20 protein-coding genes are annotated in these 21,453 nt (G+C 39.0%); 14 read left to right on the top strand and 6 right to left on the bottom strand.

Going from position 1 to position 21,453, the window contains the following annotated elements; translation table 11 throughout:
* The first annotated feature begins 35 nt into the window (after positions 1–35).
* From AC07YC_RS10100 to AC07YC_RS10080, 5 genes are all read left to right on the top strand, one after another.
* Entirely contained in the window at positions 36–1,739 is a 1,704-nt protein-coding gene (locus AC07YC_RS10100; protein WP_494919244.1) for a methylmalonyl-CoA mutase family protein, read from the top strand.
* Positions 1,736–3,889 carry a methylmalonyl-CoA mutase gene (gene scpA / locus AC07YC_RS10095; RefSeq protein ID WP_336635175.1) on the top strand — a complete coding sequence of 718 codons (2,154 nt, stop codon included), beginning with the start codon at positions 1,736–1,738 and terminating at the stop codon, positions 3,887–3,889. Before AC07YC_RS10100 ends, scpA begins: the two co-directional genes overlap by 4 nt.
* Positions 3,889–4,986: a methylmalonyl Co-A mutase-associated GTPase MeaB gene (gene meaB, locus AC07YC_RS10090; protein WP_494919242.1), complete on the top strand. Its 1,098-nt coding sequence runs from the start codon at positions 3,889–3,891 to the stop codon at positions 4,984–4,986. The genes scpA and meaB overlap by 1 nt, the downstream gene beginning before the upstream one ends.
* A gap of 154 nt (positions 4,987–5,140) precedes the next feature.
* Positions 5,141–5,581, top strand: coding sequence for a BrxA/BrxB family bacilliredoxin (locus AC07YC_RS10085; RefSeq protein WP_008179942.1), 441 nt, complete (start codon positions 5,141–5,143; stop codon positions 5,579–5,581).
* Between the two features lie 188 nt (positions 5,582–5,769).
* Entirely contained in the window at positions 5,770–6,747 is a 978-nt protein-coding gene (locus AC07YC_RS10080) for an aromatic acid exporter family protein (protein WP_494919291.1), read from the top strand.
* Between the two features lie 21 nt (positions 6,748–6,768).
* On the opposite strand, the gene prli42 is transcribed toward AC07YC_RS10080, so the two are convergent.
* Complete coding sequence (prli42, locus tag AC07YC_RS10075) at positions 6,769–6,864, bottom strand: stressosome-associated protein Prli42 (protein WP_150907189.1); 96 nt, start codon at positions 6,862–6,864, stop codon at positions 6,769–6,771.
* A 125-nt stretch (positions 6,865–6,989) separates the two neighbouring features.
* Between prli42 and mce the strand changes: the two genes are divergently transcribed.
* The 5 genes from mce to AC07YC_RS10050 all read left to right on the top strand — a co-directional run bounded on the left by mce (position 6,990) and on the right by AC07YC_RS10050 (position 11,805).
* On the top strand, positions 6,990–7,403 hold the full coding sequence (mce, locus tag AC07YC_RS10070) for a methylmalonyl-CoA epimerase (protein WP_012295035.1): 414 nt from the start codon (positions 6,990–6,992) through the stop codon (positions 7,401–7,403).
* Between the two features lie 5 nt (positions 7,404–7,408).
* Positions 7,409–8,956: an acyl-CoA carboxylase subunit beta gene (locus AC07YC_RS10065; RefSeq protein ID WP_025116102.1), complete on the top strand. Its 1,548-nt coding sequence runs from the start codon at positions 7,409–7,411 to the stop codon at positions 8,954–8,956.
* 128 nt (positions 8,957–9,084) lie between these two features.
* Positions 9,085–10,038: a hypothetical protein gene (locus AC07YC_RS10060; RefSeq protein WP_494919240.1), complete on the top strand. Its 954-nt coding sequence runs from the start codon at positions 9,085–9,087 to the stop codon at positions 10,036–10,038.
* Positions 10,039–10,174: 136 nt separating this feature from the next.
* Positions 10,175–11,290: a M20/M25/M40 family metallo-hydrolase gene (locus AC07YC_RS10055; RefSeq protein ID WP_494919239.1), complete on the top strand. Its 1,116-nt coding sequence runs from the start codon at positions 10,175–10,177 to the stop codon at positions 11,288–11,290.
* 26 nt (positions 11,291–11,316) lie between these two features.
* Positions 11,317–11,805: a chemotaxis protein CheW gene (locus tag AC07YC_RS10050; RefSeq protein ID WP_008181662.1), complete on the top strand. Its 489-nt coding sequence runs from the start codon at positions 11,317–11,319 to the stop codon at positions 11,803–11,805.
* Positions 11,806–11,924: 119 nt separating this feature from the next.
* Here AC07YC_RS10050 and nspC read toward each other — a convergent pair whose 3' ends face one another.
* From nspC to AC07YC_RS10035, 3 genes are all read right to left on the bottom strand, one after another.
* Positions 11,925–13,064 carry a carboxynorspermidine decarboxylase gene (nspC, locus tag AC07YC_RS10045; protein ID WP_494919237.1) on the bottom strand — a complete coding sequence of 380 codons (1,140 nt, stop codon included), beginning with the start codon at positions 13,062–13,064 and terminating at the stop codon, positions 11,925–11,927.
* On the bottom strand, positions 13,061–14,290 hold the full coding sequence (locus AC07YC_RS10040) for a saccharopine dehydrogenase family protein (protein ID WP_036126904.1): 1,230 nt from the start codon (positions 14,288–14,290) through the stop codon (positions 13,061–13,063). Before AC07YC_RS10040 ends, nspC begins: the two co-directional genes overlap by 4 nt.
* 227 nt (positions 14,291–14,517) lie before the next feature.
* The gene (locus AC07YC_RS10035; protein ID WP_494919236.1) at positions 14,518–14,724 is read right to left on the bottom strand and encodes a hypothetical protein; all 207 of its coding nucleotides are present in this window, start codon (positions 14,722–14,724) and stop codon (positions 14,518–14,520) included.
* Positions 14,725–14,931: 207 nt separating this feature from the next.
* Here AC07YC_RS10035 and AC07YC_RS10030 point away from each other — a divergent pair, with 207 nt between their 5' ends.
* The 3 genes from AC07YC_RS10030 (at position 14,932) to AC07YC_RS10020 (ending at position 18,228) form a co-directional block, all read left to right on the top strand.
* Complete coding sequence (locus AC07YC_RS10030; RefSeq protein ID WP_494919235.1) at positions 14,932–16,647, top strand: methyl-accepting chemotaxis protein; 1,716 nt, start codon at positions 14,932–14,934, stop codon at positions 16,645–16,647.
* A gap of 87 nt (positions 16,648–16,734) precedes the next feature.
* Positions 16,735–17,478 carry a tetratricopeptide repeat protein gene (locus AC07YC_RS10025; protein ID WP_336635167.1) on the top strand — a complete coding sequence of 248 codons (744 nt, stop codon included), beginning with the start codon at positions 16,735–16,737 and terminating at the stop codon, positions 17,476–17,478.
* A 117-nt stretch (positions 17,479–17,595) separates the two neighbouring features.
* A complete protein-coding gene (locus AC07YC_RS10020; RefSeq protein ID WP_494919233.1) occupies positions 17,596–18,228 on the top strand; it encodes a LysE family translocator in 633 nt (210 codons plus the stop codon).
* 29 nt (positions 18,229–18,257) lie between these two features.
* Here the strand turns inward: AC07YC_RS10020 and AC07YC_RS10015 are convergent, their stop codons facing one another.
* The gene (locus tag AC07YC_RS10015; protein ID WP_336635166.1) at positions 18,258–19,307 is read right to left on the bottom strand and encodes a Cj0069 family protein; all 1,050 of its coding nucleotides are present in this window, start codon (positions 19,305–19,307) and stop codon (positions 18,258–18,260) included.
* A gap of 165 nt (positions 19,308–19,472) precedes the next feature.
* Positions 19,473–20,390: a DMT family transporter gene (locus AC07YC_RS10010; RefSeq protein WP_402792251.1), complete on the bottom strand. Its 918-nt coding sequence runs from the start codon at positions 20,388–20,390 to the stop codon at positions 19,473–19,475.
* Between the two features lie 107 nt (positions 20,391–20,497).
* Between AC07YC_RS10010 and AC07YC_RS10005 the strand changes: the two genes are divergently transcribed.
* Positions 20,498–21,391, top strand: a complete 894-nt coding sequence (locus AC07YC_RS10005) for an AraC family transcriptional regulator (protein WP_494919232.1) — start codon at positions 20,498–20,500, stop codon at positions 21,389–21,391.
* Positions 21,392–21,453 lie beyond the last annotated feature (62 nt).

Here is a 21,453-nt window from a genome sequence, read left to right as displayed (position 1 = left end):
AAACTACTAAGGGGGGAAGCTGATTAAGCGTCCGCATGTCAAACAACATGAAATATATTGAATTTGAAAAGCCGGCCTATTCTGACTGGCAAGATGCAGCAATCAAAGCTTTAAAGGGGAAACCATTTGAGTCTCTATTCACGAAAACAAATGAGGGTGTTACACTACAGCCCATTTACACACAAGAAAGTTTAGTAGCTAAGCTTGGTGATGAGCTTGATCGACAAGTTGCCACAATTCGTTCCCTACAAAATAGTCAAGCATTTCAAGTAGCTCAGCAAGTTCATGCTGATACGAGTGAAGCGTTTTTTGCACAGCTTGATGATAGTTTAGCTCGAGGTAATGAAGTTATTACCATTGATAGTCGTGTTAATTTTGACTGGACAGAAGATGTATTGGTCAAATTAGCATCATATTTCTCAGAATATTCATTTAAAATTACTATTAAAGATACAAAAGACCCATTATTAACAGTGTTTGATAAAATTGCCTTGGATCAACGAGAAGCTGTGAAAGGTTTCATCGTTTCGAACGAACCAATCTCTTTATATGCATTTCCGAGCGTGCGCTCAGTCGGCGCTAACACAGTCCTATATCATAATGAGGGTGCCAACGCCGTTCAAGAATTGGCCTATGCACTTGCATTAGCAGCAAAATTTGCAGAACAGGAAGCAAGCTTTGAAGCATTTTCAAAGAAATTTTTTGTATCCTTTGCTGTTGATACACAATTCTTTACAGAGATTGCAAAACTCCGTGCTTTTAAAGTACTTTGGAAAGCGTTCTCATCTGCCTATGGTGTTACAAAAAATGTAAAAATCCCAACTGTTGCTGAAACATCTTTAAGAAGCTTCTCTAAATTGGATGTTTATGTGAATTTATTACGATCTTCTAATGAAGCGCTTTCTGGGTTAATCGGCGGCGCTGATCTCTTTACGGTACATCCACATGATGCGTTAACAAAGCCTACAGAACAATCAGTACGTATTGCTCGTAATGTGTCATTAATTTTAAAAGAAGAAACAAATGTCTTAAAGGTTATAGATCCTGCAGGTGGCTCTTACTTCATCGAGTCGTTAACGGCAGACTTTGTCAAAGAGGCATGGGCGTTATTCTTAGAAATAGAGGCAGCTGGCGGCATTGATGAATACACTGCATCTGGCAAGCTCGCTGAAGAAGTAGAGAAATCGTATCAATCTCGTATTCATGCTGCACAAACACGTAAGCAATCGTTGATTGGAACGAATATTTATGCCAACCCAGCTGATGCACTTGAATGTGAAACGAATCCGTTATTTGCTAGCATTAAACGAAGTGCTATTCCATTTGAAAAGCTGCGTGCAGAAATGACGGCAGCTGATGTGAAAACGGGTATATTAGCATTAGGTACATTAAAAAGCTCCAAGCCAAGAGCAGATTTTATTGCTGGTTTCTTAAATACAGTAGGGCTTGTTCCTGAAAAAAGTGAACCGACGGCAACTGTTGAAGAGGCAATAGCTTGGCTAAAGGTAACAGACGCTAAATATGTTGTCATTGCAGGTAATGATGAGGATACAAAGGAATTTGTCCATGCCATTTTAGCAGACAAACCAGCTGGTGTACTTGTGGATGTGGCTGGGAAATTTAAAGACGAAGAAGAAGCTTGGTTAGCAAATGGCTTAAACGGCTTTATTTTCGCAGGACAGAACATCATTGAAAAATTACAGTCAGTGTTCGCGAGCATAAAGGAGGTCCAACGATGAGTAAGCCAAATTTTAATGCAATTGAAATAGAAAAAGTTTTATCAGCTAATGCACCTCAAGCGTCTGATAATAAGTTTATGACAAATGAAGGTATTGAAATTAAAGATATTTATACAAAAGAAGATATCAAGGATGCTAAACATTTAAATGATGTAGCGGGTATTGCACCTAATACACGCGGACCATACCCTACCATGTATGTGGCTCGTCCTTGGACTGTTCGTCAATATGCTGGTTTCTCAACAGCTGAAGAATCCAATGCCTTTTACAAGCGAAATCTGGCAATGGGACAAAAGGGTTTATCTGTAGCGTTTGACCTAGCAACTCACCGAGGCTATGACTCTGATCATCCACGAGTAACAGGGGATGTAGGAAAAGCAGGTGTAGCGATTGACTCTGTTGAGGATATGAAAATTCTTTTCGACCAAATCCCGTTAGATCAAATGTCCGTTTCGATGACAATGAATGGTGCCGTACTACCAGTTCTTGCTTTCTATATTGTGGCAGCAGAGGAACAAGGTGTAACACCAGAAAAATTAGCAGGGACGATTCAAAATGATATTTTAAAGGAATATATGGTGCGTAATACATACATTTACCCACCAGCTATGTCGATGAAAATCATTGCAGATATTTTTGAATATACAGCAAAGTATATGCCAAAATTTAACTCCATTTCGATTTCTGGTTACCATATTCAAGAAGCGGGAGCAACAAATGATATTGAGCTTGCCTATACGTTAGCAGATGGTTTGGAGTATGTACGTACAGGACTAAAAGCTGGTATTGATATCGATGCATTTGCACCACGTCTATCGTTCTTCTGGGCCATTGGCATGAATTATTATATGGAAGTGGCTAAAATGCGCGCAGCCCGTCGTATTTGGGCTCAGATGATGTCAACGTTTAATCCAAAAAATCCGAAAACATTAGCTTTGCGTACCCACTCGCAAACATCTGGGTGGTCATTAACAGAGCAAGATCCGTTTAATAATGTAGCACGTACGTTAATCGAAGCAAATGCGTCATCAATGGGACATACGCAATCACTGCATACGAATGCACTAGATGAAGCTATTGCACTTCCAACGGATTTCTCTGCACGTATTGCACGTAATACGCAGTTATTTTTACAAGAGGAAACAGCAATGACGAAGGTAATTGATCCATGGGGTGGTTCGTACTACGTGGAGAAATTAACAGAAGAAATAACTAAATCAGCATGGGCATTAATTGAAGAGATTGAAGCACTTGGCGGTATGGCGAAAGCAATTGAAACAGGTCTTCCTAAAATGAAAGTTGAAGAGGCAGCTGCTAAACGTCAAGCGAAAATTGACTCCAAGACAGAGACGATTGTTGGTGTAAATAAATATCGTCTGACGAAAGAAGAGCCAATTGACATTCTAGATATTGATAATACCCTAGTGCGACAAAAACAAATTGAGCGTTTAGATGCGATGAAGGCAGCACGTGATGAGGCTGAGGTTCAAAAACATTTAGCTCGTTTAACGAAGGCGGCGCAAGATGGCGAAGAAAATTTACTAGCTATAGCAGTTGATGCGGCTCGTGCACGTGCCTCTTTAGGAGAAATTTCTGATGCGATTGAAGCTGTTTCTGGACGACATAAAGCTGTCATCCGTTCTATTTCAGGTGTCTACTCTGCCAACTTCTCTGATGAGGAGCAAATTTCAGAAGTCAAGCAAATGACAGAAGAATTCCTTGAAAACGAAGGCCGTCGTCCACGTATTTTAGTAGCTAAAATGGGACAAGATGGACATGACCGTGGAGCCAAGGTTGTCGCAACAGGCTATGCTGATTTAGGTTTTGATGTAGATATTTCTCCATTATTTATGACGCCTGCTGAGGCAGCGCAAATGGCTGTTGAAAATGATGTTCATGTCATCGGCGTCTCTTCATTAGCAGCGGGTCATAAAACATTAGTGCCTGAATTGATTGCGGAGCTAGAAAAATTAGGACGTGAGGATATTATCATCATTGTGGGGGGTGTTATACCTGCTCAAGACTATGATTTCCTTTATAATGCTGGCGCAGTAGCTATCTTTGGACCAGGTACTGTGATTCCAGTATCCGCACAGAAAATCATTGAGGAAATCTACAAACGTTTAGGCTATGAGGAAGTGTCTGAATAATGGACAACAACAAAGGGATGGAAGAAAGTGCGCTATTTGTGATGGACGGAGTCGAGGCGACTCACGACGGTATGCACTATGGTACACCTAAAAAATTCCGAAAGAAAAAAGCCGACACTGTTAATATTGGGGAGCTGGCACAGCAAGTACGTGCAGGCTCTCGCACACATTTGTCAAAAGCGATTACCCTCATTGAAAGCTCGAATGCCACTCATAAAGTCCTAGCGCAGGAGCTTTTACAGGAGCTTTTACCGCATACAGGAAAGAGTATTCGAATCGGGATTACCGGTGTTCCAGGAGCGGGGAAGAGCTCGTTCATTGAGGCTTTCGGAACAATGCTTTGTGACATGGGAAAACGAGTAGCAGTCCTTGCGATTGACCCAAGCTCTTCTTTATCAGGGGGGAGTATTTTAGGGGATAAAACGCGCATGGAGGAGCTCGTCAAGAAGCCTACTGCTTTTGTACGTCCTTCACCATCGGCTGGTACCCTTGGGGGTGTTCATAAAAAGACACGTGAAACGATGTTAGTTTGTGAAGCAGCAGGCTATGATGTCATTCTCATTGAAACCGTGGGTGTGGGGCAAAGTGAAACCTATGTCCGAGGCATGGTGGATTTCTTCTTGCTGCTAGTTTTAACTGGAGCAGGGGATGAATTGCAGGGCATGAAAAAGGGCATTATGGAGTTAGCAGACGCTATTGTTGTGCATAAGGCGGATGGTGATAATGTGCGGCTTGCCAAAAAAACTGTCGCAGAATATAAACAGATTCTGCATTTTTTACAGCCTGCTACACCAGGCTGGATGTCAACTGCAATGCCAGTTAGTTCATTGGAAAAACGGGGTCTCGATAAGGTTTGGGGAACTATAGAAGAATTTAAACAAATTGTTGAATCAAACAGTTATTGGGCTACTCGACGTCAAAAACAAACAAAAGAGTGGTTCCAATCCATGATTACTAATCATTTAATAGATATGTTCTATGGAAATCCACAACGTAAAGCACAGGTACAGCTTCTGGAACGTCAAATTTTAAGTGGCCAACTAACGGTTACACAAGGTGTAGATCGTTTATTTAGCGAGGAACAGGAAGGTCAGTAAACTAGTTTCTTTAAATGCTTAGAAAATTCAACTGACATGTATGAGCAAGTGGGTGCACAAATTCGTTGCAAACTGCTATGATAAGAGATGTATGTGCGTCAAATACCTACTATAAAAAGCTGAATTGACGCGATTTGAAAGGAGCTATCGCTATATGAATATGGATTACGATTTATTTATGCAGGAAATTTTAAAAACAGCTCGTGCTGAAATTGAAACAGCTGGCTACGAACAGCTAAAAACACCAGAGGCTGTTGAGGAGGCGTTTGCTCGTCCAGGTACAACATTAGTTATGGTGAACTCAGTGTGTGGTTGTGCGGGTGGTATCGCTCGTCCAGCAGCAGCGCAATGTGTACATTACGATAAACGCCCAGATCACTTAGTAACTGTATTTGCAGGACAAGATAAAGAAGCGACTGCAGCGGCTCGTTATCTTTTTGGGGAAGATCACCTACCATCCTCACCATCATTTATACTATTAAAAGATGGACAAGTTGTCGCTGAAGTGGGTCGCTATGAAATTGAAGGGCATGACCCGATGTCAGTTGTGACAAACTTACAAGCAAACTTTGAAGAATATTGTGACGAGCTGTAAGTCAAATTTTGCATAAAAGCAATCCTCTATAACTAAGTAGAAAAGCCTCATAGACAGTTGATCTATGCAGGCTTCCTACTTAATTATCATGTATAGATAGTTCAGCATTACCATTAAAATTTTTGTAATATTGGCTAAATAATTAGCGATATTCACTGAAGAGTACTAAAAGATAGGAGGCAGTCGGCCTGAAGAAGTTTTCAATCGGCTATCGAACTTTAAAAACAGCAATTGGTGCAGCACTTGCGATTGCCATTGCTCAATATTTTAATTTAGCCTCGTATGCCTCTGCTGGTATTCTAACGATATTATGTGTACAGCCAACGAAAAAGAAATCTATTCATGCAGCTTATACACGATTAGTTGCTAGTATAGTGGCTATGTTTTTTGCCTTTATAAGCTTTGAGCTTTTTTCCTACCAGCCACTAACACTAGCAGGTATGCTATTGCTTTTTATCCCAACGATTGTGTCCTTGAGAGTTGCAGACGGATTTATTTCTAGTGTCGTCATTATTATGCATATTTACGCCGCTAAAAGTTTTTCGATGGAGCTTGTTTATAATGAATTGGCGTTAATGGCTATCGGCTATGGAACCGGTATAGCCATCAATATGTATATGCCAGATATTCAAAAGGAATTAAATTACTATAGAGTTAAAATTGAGGAGCTATATAGCAAGATATTTTTAGAAATTGCTAGCTATTTACGACAAGGGGATACGTTATGGGATGGGCATGAGATTATTGAAGCTATTCGAACATTAAATGATGCAAAGTCCTTGGCATTTAAAGATGTTGAAAACCATTTTACGAGACGTAAAAATGATTACTATATGTATTTCGATATGCGGGAAAAACAGCTAGAAATTATCGAAAGAGTATTACCAAAAATTACAACTTTACCTGTTATAGTACAAGAGGCTGAAATTGTGGCAGATTTTTTACAAGACCTCGGGGGACATATTCATTCTGGAAATACAGCGAGTCATTATCGGGAAAAGCTAGAGCAGGTGAAACATGATTTCTCTCAGCTACCATTGCCGCAAAATCATGAGCAATTTATCGCTCAAGCCGCCCTCTATCAGTTTATCGAGGAAATGGACAGGTATTTAGAAATAAAGCAGTCATTTAAGGGCTTAAAGGTAAAAAAAGAGCGCCCACAGTAGTGTGGACGCTATGGCCTTGCCTTAAACTAGCATTGATAAGCCGAATGCTAGAGATGAGATTAGCATGATTGCGACCATAGTATAAACAACGATTTTTTGAAACTTTTTATTACTCATATGCTCGTTCGCTCCTTCTTTTCTTATAAATAGTTTATCAAATCTGAAAAATTTCTCAAGTAGTAGAGTTTTGACAAAAAAGTCTGTAAAATAGAGTATGTACCATAACAGAAGGAGATGTCACCATGGAGAAAGTAGACCATATTGGGATTGCGGTGCGCGATCTTGATGAACGCATTACATATTATACAGAAACTTTAGGTTTAAAGTTGTTGAAAGTGGAAGAAGTAGATTCACAACAAGTTCGTGTTGCCTTTATCGACGCAGGCAACGTGAAATTAGAGCTATTAGAACCAATGAGTGAAAAAAGTGCCATTCATGGATTTATTGAAAAACGTGGAGAAGGTATTCACCATATTGCTTTTGGTGTGACAGGAATTCGTGAGCGTATGGTAGAGCTTCGTGAAAAAGGTGTACGTCTTTTATCGGAAGAGCCAGGACCTGGTGCTGGAGGTGCAGAGGTTGCGTTCATGCATCCTAAATCTTCGTTCGGGGTGTTATATGAATTATGTGATAAAAGTGGAAAAGGGGATAAGTGATTAATATGGATATGTTCGACAAAATCAATGACTTGTATGATCGTAAGACGGTAATTGAACTTGGTGGTGGCTATGAGCGCATCGAAAAACAGCATGAAAAAGGGAAATTAACAGCTCGTGAACGTATTGATTTGTTACTAGATGAAGGTACATTTTTTGAAATCAACCCATTTATTACTCACCGTACAGTAGACTTCGGAATGGAAAAAATGGAAGGCCCTGGTGATGGTGTTGTAACTGGTTTCGGTAAAATTAACGGACGTCCAGTATACTTATTCTCTCAAGACTTTACAGTGTTTGGTGGCGCATTAGGTGAAATGCATGCGAAAAAAATGGCCACAGTTATGGACCTCGCTGCGAAAAATGGCACACCATTTATCGGTATTAATGATTCAGGTGGCGCACGTATCCAAGAGGGTGTTCTTTCACTAGATGGCTATGGTCATATTTTCTACCGAAATGCGATTTATTCGGGCGTTATTCCGCAAATCTCCGTAATAATGGGGCCATGTGCTGGAGGAGCTGTATATTCTCCTGCAATCACAGACTTTATCTTAATGGTAGATAAAACATCTCAAATGTTTATAACAGGACCTAAAGTAATCGAAACTGTAACAGGTGAAAAAATCTCTGCTGAGGATTTAGGTGGTTCGAAAGTAAATAATGCAGTAAGTGGTAATGCTCATTTCCGTGCACCATCTGAAGAAGAGGCAATTCAAGAAATTAAAAAACTATTAAGCTATCTACCACAAAACAATAAAGAAAAAGCACCTCGTCAAGATCGACCAGAGGGGGATGATTACCGTCCAGAAATCGTAGACACTGTACCGATTGAAACAACACGTCCTTATGATGTGCGTAAAGTCGTTGAACAGGTAGTGGATGAAGGTTCATTCATGGAAGTTCATGCAGAATTTGCGAAAAACGTTGTAGTTGGCTTTGCCCGTATTGCTGGTGAGTCAGTTGGTCTTGTTTGTAACCAACCAAAAGTACTTGCTGGAGGATTAGATATAGACTCCTCTGATAAAGCAGCTCGTTTTATCCGTACTTGCGATGCCTACAATATTCCAATCATTACATTTGAAGACGTATCTGGTTTCTTCCCAGGTGTTAAACAAGAACATGGTGGCATCATTCGTCATGGCGCGAAAATTCTTTATGCTTATTCCGAAGCAACTGTACCAAAAATTACAGTGATTTTACGTAAAGCTTATGGAGGCGCTTACGTTGCCCTAAACTCTAAATCAATCGGTGCGGACCTTGTATTTGCTTGGCCAAACGCTGAGATTGCAGTTATGGGAGCTGCCGGAGCTGCAAACATCATTTTTGCCCGTGAAATTGCAAAATCAGATGATCCAGAAGCAACACGTGCGGCAAAAATTGAAGAATATAAAGAAAAATTTGCTAATCCATATGTTGCAGCATCTCGCGGTATGGTAGACGATGTTATTGATCCAAGAGATACACGCATTAAACTGATTCAAGGACTTGATATGTTGTCTAATAAACAGGAAACGCGTCCTGAGAAAAAACATGGTAATATTCCATTATAAATTGTCCAAGCCTAGTAGCTATACAGTTACTGGGCTTTTTATTCCCAAAAATCAGTATATGATATTATCAATGAAAATTGAAACATTTTTCCTTGTCATCCGTACTGATATATAAGGAGTTGATATGAATGGAATGGAAGCAATTACAAAAAGAGCAGGAAAAGATTCATACACAACTAAGAAAAGCGGCAAGGCTAAACGAGCAAGGACTGTTAATTGACAAGCAGATTGAGCATACACAACAGGAAATAAACAAACATTTTAGTACACTCAATCAAATTCGGTCCAAACTACATAAATTAGAGGGTTTCTCATTTATGAATATGATTCGTACTTGGACGGGTCAGCAAGATGAATTACGGGCTGAAAAAATTGATAAAGCGGCCGTCCTTGAATTAAAAATTAAAGAAGCGAAGAAAATGCAGACGGATTTAAGCGAAGATAAAGTTCAAATAACTCAGAAATTGGCTCAAATCAATATAATAGCCTTACAAGATGAACTTCGAGAAATTCACGCAAAACAGCAGGGCTATTTACAAATCCATAATCCTGCACAGGCCGAGAGATTGGAGCATTTAGCTCAGGAAAAAATGCACACGAAGCAACTCATTGCTGAAATTCAAGAAGCAGAAGGAGCAGGGGAGGTAGCTCTGACAAAGTTGGGGCAAGCAGCTGCGTCACTTCATTCGGCCAACGAATATTCGACTTGGGATACTTTCTTTGGTGGTGGAGTAATCGCTACACACTTAAAGCATGGTGCACTTGATCAATCAGAAAATTATATACATAGTGCCCAAATAGCGTTGCAACGTTTTCATAATGAGTTATTAGATGTCCATGAGATGTCTACAAAGACACTGCAAGTCGAAACAGATGGTTTTGTTAAATTTGCGGACTACTTCTTCGATGATCTTTTTTCAGCTTGGTCGGTCCATTCCAAAATTTCAACCGCAAGAGAGCAGGTTTCACGTGTCCAAGATGATGTACATAATACAATTTGGCGCTTACAGGATAAACATAATAAAGCAGCGAACTATTTACAAACAATCGAACAAGAACAAGGAGCCATTTTCAATGCGTAAGCTGAGTCTGAGATTAATTTCTCAGACTTTTTATATGGGGAGTATTGTTGAATGATTTCAACTCTTCTGACGTTGTGCTAAAATAATACTTATACTATAACGTGGAAAATCACGTAAACTAAGGGAGTTTTACAACATGACAAGTCGTTTAGTGGAAGAGTTTTTTGAGCTCGTTCAAATTGATTCAGAAACAAAATATGAACAAGAAATCGCACCAATTTTAGTCGATAAGTTATCAGCGCTTGGATTTACAGTAGTCCAAGATGACGCCCATACACGGAACGGACATGGTGCAGGCAATATTATTGCTACATTAAAAGGCACATTAGATGTAGAGCCGATCTATTTTACTTCTCATATGGACACAGTTGTTCCTGGTAAAGGCATAAAGCCATCATTACGTGAAGACGGTTATATTGTATCGGATGGCACAACAATTTTAGGTGCGGACGATAAGGCTGGACTTGCGGCACTACTAGAAATGGTAAAACGCTTAAAAGAGCAAAATATGGCTCACGGAGATATTGAGTTTATTATTACTGCTGGTGAAGAAAGCGGTCTTGTTGGTGCCAAAGAATTGGACCCATCTATTATTAAAGCAAAATATGGCTTTGCTGTGGATAGTGATGGCAAAGTTGGAGGTATTGTGACAGCAGCACCGTTCCAAGCGAAAATTTTCGCGAAAATTATCGGCAAAACTGCGCATGCTGGAGTTGCGCCTGAAAAAGGAATTTCAGCTATTACAGTTGCATCTAAATGTATTGCACAGATGAAGCTAGGTCGATTAGATGAAGAAACAACATCGAATATTGGTCGCTTTGAGGGTGGACAGGCAACAAATATTGTTTGCGACGAAGTTACTATTCTAGCTGAAGCGCGTTCGATTGATAAAACAAAATTAGATGCTCAAACAAAGCATATGCAAGAAACATTTGAACAAGTAGCTGCTTCATTAGGGGCACGAGCTGAAGTTGAAGTGAAGCTTATGTATCCAGGTTTCCGTGTAACCGAATCAGACAAAGTCGTTCAAGTGGCAATGGCAGCGGCACGCCAAATTGATCGTACACCTACATTAGGTATATCAGGTGGTGGGTCCGATGCAAATGTGATTGCAGGTTTTGGTATCCCAACAGTTAATTTATCAGTTGGGTATGAGGATATTCATACGATAAATGAAAAAATACCCGTTGAAGAATTAGAAAAATTAGCAGATTTACTAGTAGAGATCGTCAAAGAATCTGCGAAAAAATAATAGTCGAATTTGAAGGGTGTGACCATATGGAAAGTGTAAAAGCAGTAGTTTTTGCTTGTGGTACAGAGGAATATGCAGTGCCTGTAGAGCAAGCGATTTCAATTGAAAAATTAGAGCAGGTAACACCTATTCCTCATTTACCTAACTATCTTTTAGGTTTTACAAGAATTCGTGGGGAACTTGTGCCTGTCCTAGATTTTGAACGAATATTATATAATCGCTCTTCCAATACAGCAACTGCTCGGGTGATTGTATTGAATACAGATGTTGTTAACTATGGGTTACTTGTTACGGAAGCTCGTGAAATACTTGATTTAGATGAGTCTATACTTCAACAGCTAGGACTTGTGAATTATAGTAAAACTCGCTATTTTACAGCTGTGGCTAATCTTGAAAACCGAATGATTACGTATGTTGACCCAAAAATACTCGTCAATTCATTAGAGGGTATTCGTGAAATTATCAATTATTTACACAAAATGCTTGAAAATGAAAAAGAAAACGTAGAGGCTTAGGCTTCTACGATTTTCTTATGTTCAAATTGGTGGGACAGGGGTCGTATGAACCAATCCCAAGACTATACAGCTATAAAAAAAGCCCTTCCTGCAAAAAATGGAAGGGCTTTGTCGCGTTGTTAAGAAAGACGACCACTGTAGTCTTCAAATTTAAATTCACGAATAATTTTAATACCTTCGTCATCATTGTAAGAAACGATAGAAGGCAGGTTAACACCGTTAAACATATGGTTTTTTACCATTGAATAATGGGCCATATCCGTAAATACAAGACGATCTCCTGGTTTTAATGGCTGTTCAAATGAATAATCACCAATAACATCACCAGCAAGACATGTTAGTCCACCTAAGCGATATGTGTGGGCAAATTCATTAGCTTGACCAGAACCAATAATCATTGGACGGTAAGGCATTTCAAGTACATCCGGCATATGACATGTTGCCGACGTATCTAAAATAGCAAGATCCATCCCATTTTCTTGAATATCAAGCACAGTAGCTACTAAATAACCTGTATTAAGGGCTACTGCTTCACCTGGCTCTAAATACACAAGCAGGTTATATTTTTCTTGCACATAATTAATGATGTTCACAAGCTTCTCTACATCATAATCTTCACGTGTAATATGGTGACCACCACCGAAATTCAACCATTTCATTTGATGTAATACATCACCAAATTTCTCTTCCACTACTTCAATAATACGCTCTAGCGTATCCGAGTTTTGTTCACACATTGCATGGAAGTGTAAGCCATCAATGCCGTCAAGTTGGGATTTATCGAAGTTAGCCAAAGTCGTTCCAAGACGGGAATTTGTATAGCAAGGATCGTAAAGAGCTGTTTCAATTTCAGAGTACTCAGGATTCACACGAATACCACATTCAATTGTTTTACCAGTGGATTTTACTTTATCCTTGAACAGAGCCCATTGGTTAAATGAGTTAAATACGACGTGATCCACATAGCCTAGAAGCTCGTCCATTTCATGCTCAATATAAGCAGGTGCATAAACGTGTACTTCTTTGCCCATTTTTTCATAGCCAAGACGCGCCTCATGCAGGGAGCTGGCTGTAATGCCTGCTAAGTATTCCCCTACTAGCGGGAAAGTTGAATGCATAGAGAACCCTTTAAGGGCTAGTAAAATGCGGCAGCCTGTACGATCTTGAATTGATTTTAAAAGCTCAAGATTTTTTGTTAATAATCGCTCATCCACTACATAAGAAGGGGATGGAACTTTTGAAAAATCAATTGGTTTCATCGGCTTAATTCCTTTGTATCTAAATCAAGGTCTAGTAACTCTGGGTTATGGCTTTCTTGCCATGGTAGACCCCATTTATTTAATGCATCCATGAATGGATCTGGATTGAAATCTTCTACATTCCAAACACCTGGTTTACGCCATTCGCCGTTCATCACTAGCATTGCACCAATCATAGCTGGTACGCCAGTTGTGTAAGAAATTGCTTGTGAGCCCACTTCGTTATAGCATTCTTCGTGGTCACATACGTTGTACACATAGTACGTTTTTTCTTTGCCATCTTTTAGACCGCGAATGATACAACCGATATTTGTTTTACCTTTTGTACGTGGTCCTAGAGAAGCTGGATCTGGTAATACTGCTGTCAGGAAGTGGATTGGTTGAATCATTTTGCCTTCAAATTCGATCGGCTCGATTGATGTCATACCAACGTTTTCTAATACTTTTAAGTGTGTTAAGTATTTTTCAGAGAACGTCATCCAGAAGCGGATTTGTTTTAAACCTTTAATATTTTTCGCTAGTGATTCAAGCTCTTCATGGTATAGAAGGTAAATATCTTTCGGCCCAATTTCTGGTAAGTTATACACTTCTTTTTTCTCGAGTGGTGCCGTTTCAACCCACTCGCCTTCTTTCCAGTAGCGACCATTCGCTGTAATTTCACGAATGTTGATTTCTGGGTTGAAGTTTGTTGCGAAATGATAACCATGATCTCCTGCGTTTGCATCCACGATATCGATATAGTGGATTTCATCAAATTCATGTTTTTGCGCATGAGCAGTGAAAACGCCTGTTACACCTGGGTCAAAACCGCTACCAAGTAATGCAGTTAAGCCAGCTTTTTCAAACTTCTCTTTATAAGCCCATTGCCATTTATATTCAAATTTTGCCGTTTCAGGTGGCTCGTAGTTTGCAGTATCCACATAGTGCACACCTGTCGCTAAGCAAGCATCCATAATCGTTAAGTCCTGATAAGGTAGGGCGACGTTAATCACTACATCTGGTCCGAAAGCTTTAATAAGCTCAATAACCTCTTCTGTATTATCTGCGTCTACCTGTGCAGTATGAATTTTTGTTTTTCCGCCGTCTAGTTTTTCTTTTAGAGCGTCACATTTTGAAACAGTTCTACTTGCGATACAAATTTCCTCAAATACGTCCGAATTTTGAACACACTTGTGTACCACAACACTGGCAACTCCGCCAGCTCCGATAATCAATGCTTTACCCAATTGTCTACCCCCAAGTTCATAAAAGTATTGTCAAACAAGCTGATTATACAGAAATTTGATATAGTACTCAATCATTGTTTTAAAATTTTCTACAAAAAATTTAATTTTTCTACATCAATTAGACGTAATCAGAAGAAATTAGCTTGGAAAACATGAAAAAATCCCTTTTCTACAAGGGTAGCAAGGGACCTCATTGCTTGAAACATTAGAACATCATTTCATTCATTTTATTTTAAAAATCGACTGGATATTTGTTGCTTTTCATCTCCCCATACATAGAAGAAAATCACAAGTAATGTACTTAAAAATCCCATCACTAGTGCATACGTACTGAGGGCTACATGTACTTGGCTTTGCACGGCATAAATGAATATGGCTCCTATTGTTAGCAAATTTCCAGAAACAAGCGATACAAAATGAAAACGTTTATTCATTGTAAGCCCTCCTTTGTAGATGAATGATTGAATGCCCCAAAATAAAGTTAGTCCAATTCAATTATCACATAATTCAGAACTTTTATCCAATACTTTTATTTTTATAGGAAAAATTAAAGATGCTTTTTTAATACATCTTTTTATAGTATGATGAGAAAATAAAGGGAAAATTCATAGATTATGACAAGAAAGGGGAGAAGGTGAATCGTGAAATTACGAAATTCATTAACTTTTCAACTTGGAACGATTATCGCTGGTATTTTAGTGGTCATGCTAGGGATTACATCGTTCGCTACATACATAACTGCTTACAATAAACTTTATGATGCTGCTGGTGTGGAGGCATATGGATGTGCCAATATTACAACAGGTTTAATTGCTCCTGAACTAATGGACAAGGCCATGCGTGGCGACCAGGCAGCTCAGGAACGGATTGGGAATGACTTAAACTGGACAACCGGACACAAAGATATTTTTCAAACGCAATATATTCTGTCCCTTGATGGTACATTGTTAGCGCTGGACGACCATTTAGCCGAGAAAGGATTTGCCCCTGGGGATTCTTTCTATTTGGATCAAGAGGCGATTGATAGGCTATTACAGGATAAGCATCCAACTTACTCTCAGCCCTATACGTATGCTGACATGGATCGCTTATCGGGCTATGCGCCCATTTTCAAAGACCACGATTCAAGTAAAGAAATCATTGCCATTAGTGTGATCGATTTTGACGCCAATATTGTCAAGGAGCGTACATGGGATGTTGTGCGAAGTGGGATATTAATTAGTATTTTCCCTATGCTGATTGCTTCAATTATTACAGGGTTTTTAATCCGTCGAAAAGTGAAGCCAATTAGTGTTCTCATTCAACAGGCCAAAGAAATTGCGAATGGCAATTTAGCAGTAGCTGAAACAAAAATAAATAGCAAGGATGAGGTGGAGGATTTAGCGAAGACATTAAATCGTATGACCGCTAGCCTGCAAAGTATGATCATGACCATGCGTTCTACTTCTAATTCACTTGCTAATAATGCTGATGAAACCGCTTGCACCTTAAACGATATGACAAATACCATTCAAGAGGTCGCTCATAATATCGAAGAGGTAACAAGCACTGTGACGGCAGGCATGCATCATGCTGAAAATGCTACCGAAGTGCTTTCCTCCTTAGCAGATGACTTGCAGGTAATCCAGTACAATGCTACGGATAGTGCTAATCATGCACGAGAAACAATGAAACTCGCAACTGAGGGAGAAAGGCTAGCCAAAGACATAAATAATGATATGGCATCGATTCAAAGTGGATCAGATGAAGTGAAGCATACTGTTGAAAACTTAGTTACGTCTGCTGCTAAAATACAGGCAATTACAACATCTATTGCTGGTATTGCATCACAAACAAATTTATTAGCACTGAATGCTTCTATCGAGGCAGCTAGAGCAGGAGAGCAAGGAAAAGGCTTTGCGATTGTTGCTGAGGAAGTGCGAAAGCTAGCAGAGCAGTCCAATGCAGAAGTATTACAGGTTGAACAGCTTATTCAGGATATGATGAAGCATGTTCAGCAAGTAATGTCGTCAACGAATGATAATACGCAATATATTGAAAAAGGAACAGAGACTGTCGGTTTAACAGCACAATCGTTAGGAAATATTTCAAACGCTGTAGCGAAGACCGTCGAGGAAATTATAAGTATTTCTCATGCAGTGACTGTTGAAAATGAAAAGTCAGCTCGAATTGTCCAGATGATACAACAATTAACTGAATCCATTAGAGACATCGAAGGGGCCATGAATAGAATTACTTTAGCAGCCCAGCAAACAACAGCAAGTATTGATGAGGTTGCACAAGGTTCGAATGAAACGACCCATATGGCACATACACTAGAGCAACACGTAAAAGCATTTAAATTAAAAGAATTGTAGAAAAATTAGAATAAGTTAGCTTTTGCTTGCGTGTCTAAGATGGTACACTATCAATAAGATTTTTCTTTTGGTGAAGGTGAGGATTTAATGGTGGTAAAACAAATGGATGAGCAAGTACAGCAAATGAATGACTTATTTTTAAGTGGTCAAGTAAAAGAGAGTTATCAGCTAGCAAAGGAGATACTTGCCAACCAGACAAATTTAGAAGGTGAGACCCATCAGCTTATTCAGCAACATGTTGCATTACTCGAGGCAAATGGATATGCCAATATGCCCGAAACGACTGATGAAAAAGTCATGCAAAGTGCAGAACGTACAGATGGTTCGTACCCAGAGAGAGATGTTCTTACAGCCTATATCGGTACTCAAGATGATGAACAGTTTGGGAAGGTAATAGACGAATTATTAGCTGGACCCATTGAAGCACAGGCAAATGCGTATTACACGATGGCTGAATACTACGTTCTTACTAAAGAACAGGACAAAGCAATGGTACAATTTGCGGAGGCTATCAAATTACAGCCTAACAAGGGTCTCTATTGGGGTGCTTTTGCACAATTTTTAAACCGTCATGAGGGGAGCCCTTATTTAGCACTTAGACTTATTGAGGAAGCCATACAGCTAGATGGTATGAATCCTCGCTGGCACTTTATTCAAGGGAATATTTTTTTACAGCTTGTAGCTGCTACGAAAAATTTAAGCTATTTACCTGCTTTAGAAGAGGCTTGGGAAAGAGCTAAAAAACGCTGTTCTACTAAGCAAATTACCTTAAAAATGGATCTCGTGAAATCAAATGATATGTTAAGTCAATGGAAAAAACAAATGCTATAAATCTAGAAAAGAGATAGTCAAACTATTAATAATTATTTCCTTTTGAGTATATTTATGCTATTATGAATGTATAAACGGACGTATGAAGCTTATCGATGACATGAAAGAAGTGTTTTTTTGAGTTTATATGTAGCGTATGTATTAGTGGGACTTGCCATTGCCATGCCTGTAGGTGCTATTACAGTCGAAATGACAAAGCAAGGACTCAAAAATGGTTTTCTGCACGGCTGGGCTGTAGGGCTTGGTGGCATGACCATTGATATCGTATTAGTTTTTGCCTTGTATATGGGATTAGCCTCCATTTTGGCTATGCCTATGGTACAGCTTCCGATGTGGGTCATTGGAGCGGGCTTTTTATTCTTGTTAGGGTATGACTCTATTAAGAATGCCGATCATGATATTACATTGGCAGGAGAAAAAGTAACCAAGTCCTTTTTTGCCTCTTATTTTAATGGCTTATTGGTAGCGATCTCCCCTGGTAACCTTGTTTTTTGGGTCAATGTATTCGGCGTGGTTCTAGCTAAATCTTATGGACAAGGGGAGCAATCAAGCTTTTTAATTATTGCTGCTGGCGTCCTGAGTGGAATTTTACTCCACGATCTTGGTTTACTAACCATTGTCTCAGTTACGCGTAAAGCCATGAATCGTAAGATGATTAAAACATTTACGATTGTCGCAGGATTCTTGTTAATTGGCTTTGCTGGATATTTTATATATGAATTTATACAAGCAATTAAAATTTATATATGAAAAGTGCGATCACTCAGATCGCACTTTTTTTATGATGATGAAACGACCGTCTGCTCTTGGAGACAAGCCAAAATTTCTTCTGCTACTTGATGTGCTAAGGCAAGCTCTGAAGTAAAGCCCACACAAGAACAATTCATTTCACCTAATATATAGCAATCTGCTCCAGCTTCATCCGTATCTAACATAAAATCAGCTGTCCAGATTAGTGGTAAGTCATAACCCCCTAATAGGCTCGTTACTTGAGGGAGTTGCGATAAAAAGTTTTCCACCAGCTCTTGCCATTCCTCTGGTGAATCATAGCGATATTGTGCACCTGAGAATAATGTTGCACTAAAGGCATCCTCGGTATTAGCAGGTTTTTTATGTACCACGTGAACGGGGTGATTGCGCAACATTAATAAGCGAACTTCACCTTCTGTAATACGAGGTAGAAATCGCATATCGATCAACATACCATTCAGTCCCGTAATATAGGGCTCACAGAATGTCATAAAGTCTCCAAGCGACCAATATTCAACATGATTATCTTTCGCTTCCGTACATTTAATTTGTGCATCTAGTGGAACTTCAGTCATTCCTGCGGCTAGAGGTTCTACTAATTTTACACGCCAGATACCTTCACCTGTAGAACCACGATTTTGCTTCAGCACACGTTCTGTTAATGCTAGTGATGTAGGAAATTGCGCTTTAAATGCTTCAATCGTATAATAGGCGAACGTATCATCAGGTACTAAATTTGTAGCAATCAGCTTGGATAATACGTCTTTAGAGCCATAGCTAATCATCGCATCGGGATGTGGCATGCCCATTACGCCGACTTGGCAAAGTTCTCGGAGCATCGCAAAATATTCTTCTTCATGTTGTAAATTGCCAGGGTTTATACGTGATACATAGGCAGCACCATGTTCCTTCACATAGTCAAAAATTTGCTGTTTTTTTGCATTATCAAAAAATAGCACCTCTGCATCTTGCCCACGTTGCTTTAAAGCTTCCACCATTGGCATTGTATCTGGACGATAGCCATCTGGTCCTTTGTCTGTGCCACCTTCAACCTCGAAAAAAATAACTTTTTTATTCATCCATAATACCTCCTTTTTTGTTTGTTATTTATTTTCAGTATAGTAGACAAACAAGGAGAAAAGATATATGAAATATGTAAATTTTATGTATAAATTCATATAAATTAATATTTAATATAGGAGGTATTAACTACAATAAATCAGAAAAATCAGACATTTAGGTGTTTAAGCCTGTTTCTTCTGAAACACTGTGAGATATAGAATCATTAGAAGAATGAGTAAAGTGCCAATAAATTGATAACCTCCAAAGCTTATTTTTAACCACCATACACTTGTGATGACGGCCATTAATGGTTCTAAGCTTCCTAACAAGCTTGACTCCTTTGGGGATAAATAATGCAAGCTAGCAATATAAAACCAGAAAGCTAGCATGGTGCCGAATATAATAATAAATAGAAAATAGGCAATCGTAGAAAATGTCCAATCTGATACATCAATAGCCCATGGTGGATGGAAAAAACTCATAACGATTCCCCCAATGATCATGGACCAACCTACAACAAGTAAGGAATGAAATTGTTGGAGGAGAGGAACTGCATATAGTGTATAAAAGGCAACAGAAAGTCCTGATACTACTCCCCAGAAGACTGCCATAAATGGAACTGACAGTGTTGAAAAGGACCCATTTGTTAATAATAAAAAAGTCCCTACAAGTGTAAGTGTTACAGCAATACTATCCTGTTTTGTCAGCGGGCTTTGCTTCGATAAGAAGTAATATGCCATAATGAACAACGGTGCTAAATATTGTAGAAGCGTGGCTACCGCTGAATTTCCAATGGAAATAGACATCATATACGTATATTGGACAGCAAGCATGCCGAGTAAGCTAAATAGAAGTTGTCTCATTGCATTTTGTTTTGTCCGCCACATTACAAATATTGACCTATGTCGATGGGTTATTTTATATATTCCTATAAGTAATAGACCAGACAAAAGTAGACGACTAGAAACTAGCCATTCTACAGCTATTTGCTCCTGCTGAAACAGTCTTTGGGCTACGGTTCCACCGATTCCCCAAAAACTTGCCCCGAGGATAACTAGTAAAAAACCGAGGGACCGATTTTTTGGGATGATTTGATTCATGGATGAACATCTCCTAAACTATCAATATAAAGTGATTATAAGCGATCCGTAACCCAATAAATATCGTTTTATCACGTTAAAAATATCAATATATTGAGGTGATGAGAATGCCTTTAACACATATAAAAATTGCGAAAGATTTACAAGAGCTAACATTGCATGGATCGAAAGAATTTCCAGTTGCCTTGTATGAAACAACAATGAGCATGGATAGTATGGATTTTCTACCGCTCCATTGGCATAAAGAAATTCAATTTGTCTATCTCAAAAGTGGATGTGCTAAGTATCGGATCGGGGCGAATGTTTTAGTTTTAGAGGAGGGGGAAGGGCTATTCATCAACGCCTCACAATTACATGAGGCAAAGCCCTTTCAAATGGAGCAGGCTATTGTTTACTGCATAAATGTAGATCCTATAATCATCGGTGGACATGAAGGCAGTATTTTTATAACTAATTATGTTCAACCTTATTTAACGAATCAGCGACTGCCATACGTCAAGCTTACAAAGGAGCTATCACAAAAAGTGGCATGTATGGCTGAGATTTTGCGGGAGCAAAATGCCTTTTATCAACTAAAAGTATGGAGAGAGCTGCTATACATTTGGGAATTGATGTTAACCCAATCCTTGCTAACGGAAGAGATTATGGACCCCTCGATCATCGTGCAACAAGAACGGGCTAAAGTGATGCTGAATTTTTTACATACGCACTATCAGCAAAAAATAACTTTAGAGGATTTAGCTAAGCATGTGTATGTAAGTAGGGCTGAGTGTAGTCGTTATTTTAAGAAAATAATTGGACTGACACCATTTACTTATTTATTACAATATCGACTGCGCAAAAGTATTGAATTATTAAGGGATGACGAGCAAACCGTCACAATTATAGCTGCCAATACAGGCTTTAGTACGGTCAGCTATTATATTGAGAAATTTAAAGAATATACAGGCTATTCACCACATGTTTATCGCAAGAGATTCCTGCAAAATAATAAAATGTGAAAAAACCTTGAACATAAATGGAAAAAATATGATTATTTATGCCTGTAATCTATACATGATTC

The sequence above is a fragment of the Lysinibacillus sp. GW247-5R2A genome, assembly GCF_059424475.1.
The sequence above is the reverse complement of the archived record's forward strand: the minus strand, read 5'-3'. Positions and strand labels throughout refer to the sequence as shown.